This is a genomic window from Nitrosomonas sp., from assembly GCF_040240425.1.
GTDB lineage: Bacteria > Pseudomonadota > Gammaproteobacteria > Burkholderiales > Nitrosomonadaceae > Nitrosomonas.
The window spans coordinates 24667-33244 of the sequence record NZ_QPHG01000030.1 but is presented as its reverse complement, the minus strand read 5'-3'; the positions used below and the strand labels follow the sequence as shown (position 1 = coordinate 33244).

7 protein-coding genes and 1 pseudogene are annotated in these 8578 nt (G+C 48.6%); 6 read left to right on the top strand and 2 right to left on the bottom strand.

Annotated elements, in window-relative coordinates:
- The first annotated feature begins 428 nt into the window (after positions 1-428).
- The 4 genes from DU481_RS11600 (at position 429) to DU481_RS11585 (ending at position 4714) form a co-directional block, all read left to right on the top strand.
- Positions 429-1349: a branched-chain amino acid transaminase gene (locus DU481_RS11600; RefSeq protein WP_090315747.1), complete on the top strand. Its 921-nt coding sequence runs from the start codon at positions 429-431 to the stop codon at positions 1347-1349.
- 25 nt (positions 1350-1374) lie between these two features.
- Positions 1375-1578, top strand: coding sequence for a zinc-finger domain-containing protein (locus DU481_RS11595; protein WP_090315750.1), 204 nt, complete (start codon positions 1375-1377; stop codon positions 1576-1578).
- A 110-nt stretch (positions 1579-1688) separates the two neighbouring features.
- On the top strand, positions 1689-3065 hold the full coding sequence (locus DU481_RS11590) for a phosphomannomutase/phosphoglucomutase (RefSeq protein WP_350134618.1): 1377 nt from the start codon (positions 1689-1691) through the stop codon (positions 3063-3065).
- A gap of 23 nt (positions 3066-3088) precedes the next feature.
- The gene (locus tag DU481_RS11585) at positions 3089-4714 is read left to right on the top strand and encodes an NAD+ synthase (RefSeq protein WP_350134616.1); all 1626 of its coding nucleotides are present in this window, start codon (positions 3089-3091) and stop codon (positions 4712-4714) included.
- Between the two features lie 121 nt (positions 4715-4835).
- Here DU481_RS11585 and DU481_RS11580 read toward each other — a convergent pair.
- Positions 4836-5006, bottom strand: a pseudogene (locus DU481_RS11580) (type II toxin-antitoxin system HicB family antitoxin); the annotation flags it as partial.
- Between the two features lie 362 nt (positions 5007-5368).
- Between DU481_RS11580 and DU481_RS11575 the strand changes: the two are divergent.
- Entirely contained in the window at positions 5369-6085 is a 717-nt protein-coding gene (locus DU481_RS11575; protein WP_350134611.1) for a hypothetical protein, read from the top strand.
- A 172-nt stretch (positions 6086-6257) separates the two neighbouring features.
- Here DU481_RS11575 and DU481_RS11570 read toward each other — a convergent pair whose 3' ends face one another.
- Positions 6258-6629 (bottom strand): hypothetical protein, encoded by a 372-nt coding sequence (locus tag DU481_RS11570; protein ID WP_350134608.1) that lies wholly within the window; start codon positions 6627-6629, stop codon positions 6258-6260.
- A 413-nt stretch (positions 6630-7042) separates the two neighbouring features.
- Between DU481_RS11570 and DU481_RS11565 the strand changes: the two genes are divergently transcribed.
- Positions 7043-8557, top strand: a complete 1515-nt coding sequence (locus DU481_RS11565; RefSeq protein WP_350134605.1) for a M48 family metalloprotease — start codon at positions 7043-7045, stop codon at positions 8555-8557.
- Positions 8558-8578: the final 21 nt, after the last annotated feature.

Sequence of the window (8578 nt, the reverse complement as noted above, 5' to 3'; positions counted from 1 at the left end):
CTTCTACAATACCGTTAAGCCTCATAAGAGTTTGAATAATGCCACCCCTTATGAAATACTCAACGCTTATTTCAATCAACCTATCTGTAAACAACCCTGAGGTTTCTTACACATTATGAATTGATGATTTTAGTAACATAGTAATAAGCGCCTCCAATGCGCTACAGTGGTGATTGGATCGGACGTGGTGAAGTAGAGCTGCAGGTAATTGGAGAAGTAAAGCAAAACTGAGGCGATGCGCTATTGATTCAAAAATTACCGTCCATGCAATGGCTTAAGATTATCAGATGGAGCCTTGCCATTAAGCAATGCGGCAAATTGTCTCACCTGAGTCCGGATATTCGCTGTCTCAGGGATGGGCATGTTTCAACGTCGTGTCAAAAATAAGTTAGAATACGGCTTTTAAGAATTTTATCGGGAGTTCCTGAATGTCAATGGCTGACCGTGACGGTGTAATCTGGTATGACGGGAAAATGGTTCCCTGGCGGGATGCCAATACGCATGTACTAACGCACACGTTGCATTATGGTTTGGGTGTTTTTGAGGGATTGCGCGCGTATGAAACCGCGCAGGGCGCGGCGATTTTCCGGTTGCAGGAACATACCGACCGCTTATTCAATTCAGCGCATATTTTCATGATGAAAATACCGTACGACAAGGCCACCATCATGCAAGCGCAGCGCGATGTGGTGAAACAAAATAAACTGTCGTCCGCGTATATCCGTCCGATCGCGTTTTATGGCGCCGAGGCGATGGGACTTTCCGCACGAACGCTATCGGTGCATGTCGCCATCGCCGCATGGTCATGGGGAACGTATCTGGGACCGGAAGCACTGGAAAACGGCATCCGCGTCAAAACGTCATCATTCACCCGGCATCACGTCAACATCAATATGTGCCGTGCCAAATCGGTCACGACCTACGCCAATTCGATTCTGGCCAATCAGGAAGTGGCGTTGAACGGTTACGACGAAGCCTTGCTGCTGGATGTGGAAGGCTATGTAGCCGAAGGTTCGGGAGAAAATATTTTCATCGTCAAACAAGGCAAACTGTACACGCCGGACTTAACCTCCTGCCTGGAAGGCATCACACGCGCTTCGATCATCGAATTAGCCGCGGAGCTTGGTATTCCCGTGATTGAGAAACGCATTACGCGCGATGAAATTTATTGTGCCGATGAGGCATTCTTCACCGGCACCGCAGCTGAAATCACACCGATCCGCGAATTGGATAACCGTATCATCGGGCCGGGCAAACGCGGACCGGTTACCGCGCAGTTACAAACCCTATTCTTTGATTGCGTTAAAGGCCGGGCCAAAAATCACACCGATTGGCTCACTTTAGTTTAATACCGCTATTTTGGAGTTATTTTCTATGAATCAACAAAGCAATAATAAAACCCGGGAAATTGAAGTTACCGCCGACGATCTGCCATTACACTGTCCGACCCCGGCCATGCTGTTATGGAATTCGCACCCGCGGGTTTTCCTGCCCATCGAAGCTACCGGCGAAGCGCTGTGTCCTTACTGCGGCACGCATTACACACTGAAAGGCGGCGCGGTTGCAGGGCATCACTAATGTGACCGGTTAATTTCTGCGGAAACTTGCGTTCCGATGATAAATTGTCATTAGATCAGTTACGATTTGTCGCGTTTTATCAACAACCTTTCTTCCGGATCGATTAGATTATGCAAGCCATTCCTCATGAAATTTTCAAGGCTTATGATATTCGCGGCATCGTCGGCAAAACGATCACCGCTGAAAATGTCGAAAAAATTGGCCACGCCATCGGCTCCGAAGCACGCGCCAGGAATCTGACCGCCATCGCCATCGGCCGCGATGGCCGGTTATCCGGAACCGAATTATCCCAAGCATTGGCGCGCGGCATCCGCAAAAGCGGTATCGATGTCGTCGATGTCGGCATGGTGGCGACACCGATGTTGTATTTCGCCGCGCATGAATTGTGCCAATATTCCGGCGTGATGGTCACCGGCAGTCATAATCCACCCGAATACAATGGCTTCAAAATCGTACTCGGCGGCCAGACCTTGGCGGCGGATACCATCCAAGCACTGCGCTTGCGTATCGAAAACAACAACCTGACCCACGGCGCTGGCAACTATTCCGAACACGCGATTGCCGATGCGTATCGCACGCGAATCACCGGCGATGTGAAATTGGCGCGTCCGCTCAAAATCGTAGTCGATTGCGGCAACGGTGTGGCGGGTGCGTATGCACCGGCGCTCTATCGCGAGTTGGGTTGCCAAGTGAGTGAACTGTTCTGCGACGTGGACGGCACTTTCCCTAATCACCACCCCGATCCGTCGGTGCCCGAGAATTTGAACGATGTCATTCAAGCGTTAAAAACGACCGATGCGGAAATCGGCTTGGCGTTTGACGGCGACGGCGACCGGCTCGGCATCGTCACCAAGGATGGTCATATCATCAACGCTGACCGCCAACTGATGCTGTTTGCCGCCGATGTGCTGTCGCGCAATCCCGGTGGAAAGATCATCTTCGACGTGAAATGCACGCGCAATCTGGCGCCATGGATCCGCCAGCACGGCGGCATGCCAGTCATGTGGAAAACCGGGCATTCGTTCATCAAATCCAAGCTCATCGAGGAAAAAGCTTTGTTAGCCGGGGAAATGAGCGGTCATTTGTTTTTTAAAGAACGCTGGTATGGTTTTGACGACGGTTTATACGCCGGTGCGCGCTTGCTGGAACTGCTAAGCCGTGAGAAAGACATCACCGCCACGCTGAAAAACCTGCCCGACAGCCTCAACACACCGGAATTGCAAGTACGCACGGTAGAAGGCGAAAATCACGCACTGATTGTGCAATTGCAGAAAAACGCCGTGTTCGATAACCCGCAGCAAGTCATTACCACCGACGGTCTACGGGTGGAATACCCCGACGGTTTCGGTCTGGCGCGCGCTTCCAACACCACACCGGTGGTGGTCTTGCGCTTTGAAGCCGATAATGACGCAGCCTTGAAACGTATCCAGGAAGATTTCCGCCGCAATATTCTGCAAGCCAAGCCCGATGCGCAATTGCCATTTTAATCCGGAATAACATCCCGCAACCGATGCGCATTGCGATCGCACAAATAAATTGCACGGTTGGGGATATCAGCGGAAATGCCGCTAAAATTCTTGCCGCAGCGGAACACGCCAAGCAATCCGGCGTTGAACTGATCATCACACCCGAACTGGCGCTGTCCGGTTATCCTCCCGGCGATTGTCTATTACGCGAAACTTTTTGCCAATCATGTACCGCTGCCTTGGCCGATCTGGTCAAGGCGATTAATGGCATCACCTTAATCGTAGGCCATCCGCACATTGAGGAAGGCAAGCTGTACAACGCCGCTTCGGTGATTCGCGATGGCGAAATCCTGCACACTTATTACAAGCGAATTCTCAGCACAAAGCCTTTCAACGAAACAGTCTATTTCGATACCGGCACAAAACCCTGTGTATTTGAACTAGCTGGCATTCAATTCGGCCTGGTGATCTGCGCCGATTTCTGGCTCGGCAATTTGATCGATACGATGGATCGCTCCACCTGCGATATCTTGTTGGTGCTCAATGCATCGGCTTTTTATATCAACAAGCAAGTTTCGCGCTGCCAAACGACACACCGTTTCAGCAAGCAAACCGGTATTCCGGTGATTCACACCAATCTAGTCGGCGGACAGGATGAATTGGTTTTTGACGGCGCTTCGTTTGCCATGAACGGACAAGGCGAACTGACGCATCAACTGGATGAGTTTGTTGAAACCATCGCAATCGTCGATATTCACGATAAACAACCGCTGCAAAGCAACTTGCCCGTTTCACCAGTAACGGCCGCCAGCGTGTATCAAGCCTTATGCTTGGGCGTGAGCGATTATGTGCGCAAGAATGGCTTCCCCGGTGTGATTCTGGGGCTTTCCGGCGGTGTCGATTCGGCATTGACGCTGGCAATAGCGGTCGATGCGCTGGGCGCGGACAAGGTAAAAACCGTCATGATGCCATCGCAGTACACCGCCAATATCAGCCGGGAAGACGCCAACGAAATGGTTGAATTACTGAACGTTGAGCACTATGAATGCAGCATTCAGTCATTGTTCGAGCATTATTTATCCGCTGTCGAAAGCGATTTTGGGATTTCCCCTGGCACCGCGGAAACGACAACCATGCCGGAAAATCTGCAAGCGCGCATCCGCGGCACCTTGCTGATGGCGCTATCCAACCAAACCGGCTCATTGGTGTTAACCACCGGCAACAAATCCGAAATGGCGGTCGGTTACTGCACGCTGTACGGCGATATGGCGGGCGGTTTCGCGGTTTTGAAGGATGTCAGCAAGACCCTGGTGTATCAATTGTGCGAATACCGCAACCGCATTAGCCACGTGATCCCTGAACGCATCATCACGCGCGCACCATCCGCCGAGCTTCGCGCCAATCAAACCGACCAAGACAGTTTGCCGCCGTACGACATTCTGGACGCCATCATGGAAGCGTACGTGGAAAAGAACTGCTCGCCGCAGGAAATCATCGCCATGAACTTCAGCGAAGCGGACGTCACCAAAATTATCCGTCTGATTCATCTGAATGAATACAAAAGACGCCAATCCCCGCCCGGCATCCGCATCACCCGGCGCGATTTTGGCACAGCATGGCACTACCCTATTACATCAAGCTACTCGGTCTGGTCGATTCCTTCCTCATAATTAATAGCCGGGCGACTGATTTCCAGAATCTATGCAACGGCAATTGAAGCTAATTTGGCTTGCCGGAGAAACTAAATTTTTCGAGTGTTCGTGTTCTTCTATTCCCGAAATAACAGGTAATTTATGCATGCTTGGGTACTTGGATGGTTGTCAGCAATGAACGGGATGTAACGCTCATCGAGAATTCTTCAAGATAAAGTTCGGTTGCTTCGGTTAGATTAGATAAAGCTTCTTCAACGTTTTCGCCTTGGGTAGTCGTGCCGGTTTCGGGATTGAAAGCCACATAACTACCTCCTTCGCGCCGATCGGCGGCGAGACCTTTGGGTTTTCAGCGGTTTAAAATTACAGTGTATTGTTAGGCGATGGGGAAAGCCAGTTTTTACGGCGATTGCGGATCATCCGTGATTTATCTTCCTTCGGGCATCTGAATATTGCGCAGTAATCTAACTTACATTTTCGTAGGCACAACTCAACCATAATTGATGGCCGCGTTGCAGGTATCCGGAACAATATTCAAACATGAGAAACTGCAAGGGTGTGAATTTAAGATTTTAGCGGCAATCAAAATAAAATATAAACCAGCATAATGAAAAGGTTTATTAATAATATTCTCGATGCTAAGCTTAAAAACATCAGAATCCCTGTGAGAATTAAATGGACGAAATAAAATATTATGAAAAAATAGTTGTAGCTTCTTTTGATATTCTGGGGTTCAAGAAGAGAATAATGGTTGATTCAAAGGATGCTGCCACAATCTTGGCAAATTTAATAAAGAATGCATACTTTGGAAATAGCTTTTATAGTAAAGAAGTTAATCTTAATGATCCAGAAAGTGAAAAATATAAGATATCCGATTTTTATGGAAAAATGGAACGATACTCGGATAGCATGTTCCTTTATGGAGATCCTCAGAAAAGTATAGAAGATCAGTTTACGTTGATGACAGCAATGGCGGCTAAGACAATAGCACTTGGATTTAATTGCAAATCTCCATATGCGGTGAGATGTGGAATCGCTGTTGGTGACCTGCATGAAATCTCACTAAATGAATATGGAAAAACGATTTCCGTTTTTACTGGCACTTCAGTACTAAAGGCATACGAGATAGAGCAAGAGCAGAATTGGGCTGGTGGAGCGATTCATGAAGATCTTGTTACGTACGCTACGGGGGGGCTGGTCATAAAAACATTCAATGAAATCCCATGGAAGTATGAAAAGCGAACCAAAATAGCTGTCGATTGGCGTAAGGTGCTTCTCGCGCACAATGCGGATAAAGCTCATTGGAAAAGCATTATCAATCAGGTTTTCAATGAGAATGAAGAAGAAGTTCAAAAAAAGAAAAATCACACGATTAATTTTTTTGAAAATTAATAGATGCGTTCAGCAGAATGAGGAAGCCAGGAAAAAATTAATCCTTGTAAGGGATCGGGCAGCATGCTTGTGTTCAACTTGCCGGATGCAGACAATCACATCACGATTTAGCGCTTTTTGAATCTTGATTTCAATTTCTTCATTTATGTAACCTCCTTTACATTTTCTTCGGCTAAATCCAGCCGTAATTGATGGCCGCATTACAGGTATCTGGAACAATATTCAAACGTTGCGCCTGGTGGCCGTAGCAGATGCAGTTTGATTTGCTGGAGACGCAAGCGGCGACTTGTCCCCAATCGATAAATTCCGACAGCATGGAAAGCGATTGCTTGACCGGTGCATTGTCGGTGGCCGGTTGCGCTACCGGTATGATGGCCGGTGGCTGCGTATCACTCCCCTGCTTCGCAGGTTTGTTCGGTTTTGCTTCTTCCTGCTTGGTCAAGTTCGATCCAACCGGATTTTCCAGCCGTTCGGCTACCCGGGTATAAGTGAACATGGCCATCGCTAGCACAACAAACACCAGGAAGATCGCGGCATAGATCATTTTAGGAATGGCGCGTTTCGGTTTTTCAATGTGCAGACTGGCTGAGTAATACAGCAGAAATGCTTCTTTAACGAGCCGGTGCGGCTTTTTGCACTGCGTTGTTGAGGTTGGCTTTAACCTTCGGACTTAGTCAGTATTCCGACCATTTATGGACGGATAAGGACGGATAAGTACAGAGTCCAAAAAATCTATTTGGAATCATAGAGGAAGGGAAGATAGCATTAACCACATTGCTCAAAAAAGCATCCTTGGCGTATCATAAAACCGAGCACAGACTGGAATTAACATCACTTTCCGCCTGAACGTACTTCACAATCAATGAAAAATTCCCACTCACAAGAAACCAACGCATAACCAATCAATCCAATGCGAAAATCACCGGTTCCGGTAAAAATTTTCTGCTTGCATTAACCATGAGATTAATCTGTTCGATCATCGCATTATCCCTGCTATTTCCGGCGAACACTTTTGCGCATGAGTTACCCAATCTAGGCGACGTGTCGCAGGTGACCGTGACGCCATATCAGGAGCGCCAGATCGGGCTGAAAATCATGCGTCAGATTCGTGCCGATCCAAGCTATATGGATGATCCAGAAATCGCTAGTTATCTCAGCAATCTCGGTCACCGGTTGATCGCTAATTCAGACGAAGCCGATGCCGATCAGTCGTTTGAATTCTTCGCTGTGGAAGATCCGTCGATCAATGCGTTTGCGTTACCAGGCGGATTCATGGGATTCAATAGCGGGTTGATCGTCGCGGCACAAAGCGAATCCGAGCTAGCTGCGGTAATGTCGCATGAGATTGCGCATGTGACGCAGAAACATCTGGCGCGCATGATTGCTTCGCAGAAATACGATTTGGTGAAATCGATCGCGGCGCTGGCTTTGGCGATTTTGGCTTCCCGCGCCAATAACCCGCAAGCCAGTCAGGCTGTGTTAGTGGCTTCTCAGGCCAGCATGATTCAATCGAAACTGGATTTTACCCGCAAGCATGAAAAGGAAGCCGACCGGATCGGTTTAAGTATCTTGTTGGATGCGGGATTCGATCCGCAGGGTATGACGACTTTCTTTGAGCGCTTGCAAAAATCCGGGCGGTTTCATGAAAACGGTGCACCTTCCTACCTGCGCACCCACCCGATCACATACGAGCGGATTGCGGATATTCAGAACCGCACGCGCGAAATGCCTTACCGCCAGGCACCCGATAGCATGGATTTTTTGCTGGTACGGGCCAAGTTGCGCGCGTATCAGGGAAAACCGCATGATGCGGTCGTGCAGTTTAAAACGCGGTTGGATGAGAAACGCTATGCCAATGAAGCAGTTGAACGCTTCGGCTATATTCATGCGCTGCTGCGCCATAAAAAATACCAGCAGGCAGACAGTGAGCTGACGCATTTATACGAATTGCTGCATGGCAATTCCCAATCCGCCGCTTTGACCGATCATCCACTGGGAAAAACCGTGCGTGTCGAGCAGAAATATATTATTGCCGGGGCCATGATAGAAACACTGTCGGCCAGCGTGAAGCTGGCCAATGGCAAAACCGCAGAAGCATACAACACCTATACCACCGCACTGAAGGTTTATCCGCAATACCGCGCCCTGATTCACGGCTACGTCGATGCGTTAATACAAAACAAACAAATCGATACGGCATTGGAATTTATCGGCAAACAACTGCAATTGATACAAACCGACCCGAAGCTCTACAGTCTGCAAGCGCAATGCTACGCGTTGTCAGGTGATAAAATGCTCGAGCACCGGGCGCTGGCGGAATCTTATTTTCTCAAAGGCCACTATGTGGCTGCGGCTGATCAATTGCAAACCGCGCTACAGAATGATAATGGCAATTTTTATCAACTCTCCAGTATCGAGGCGCGCCTTAAACAGGTCAGAACTTTGATAGCCGAAGAAGAAAAAGAAAAATAAATGCAAGGAACAGTTTTTCGG